The organism is Lentilactobacillus parakefiri, from assembly GCF_002157585.1.
Lineage (GTDB): Bacteria > Bacillota > Bacilli > Lactobacillales > Lactobacillaceae > Lentilactobacillus > Lentilactobacillus parakefiri.
On record NZ_BDGB01000064.1, the window covers coordinates 1 to 426 of the forward strand.

Annotated in this window: 1 protein-coding gene; it reads left to right on the forward strand. The window is 44.1% G+C overall.

The genetic code is table 11. The annotated features are described in order from the left end of the window. Position 1: 1 nt before the first annotated feature. The coding region (locus LPKJCM_RS13560; RefSeq protein WP_369688687.1) for an IS3 family transposase at positions 2-426 on the forward strand (425 nt) is incomplete at its 3' end.

The window sequence follows — 426 nt, forward strand, 5'->3', positions numbered from 1 at the left end:
GCTGGGTCATGAACCAACGGTGCATGAGTTGGAAAACCAAGCAATTTATGAGTATATCAAACAGTTGGAAGAAACTAATCATTACATCTTTGGCGTTAATCGCCTGGTCACTTATATTAATCAAGAAACGTCTTATCAGGTTGGCCCCACTCGGGTTCGTAACATCATGCATCGAGGTAATATTAAAGCTTCAATTCGGGTTGCCAAGCATGATCGCCAAGCTGAAAAGAAAGAATTTGTTTTGGCCAATAAACTTCTCACCGCGGATGCTGGTCATGATTTCCATCCAAGTCACCCGAACGAAGTTTGGGTGACCGACTGCAGTGAATTACCCTATGGCGTTAACGGGACAGCTAGGCTCCGTTTGAGTGCCATTAAAGACTTGTATGATCACAGCATTGTTTCTTGGAAAGTCGCCTCGACAGA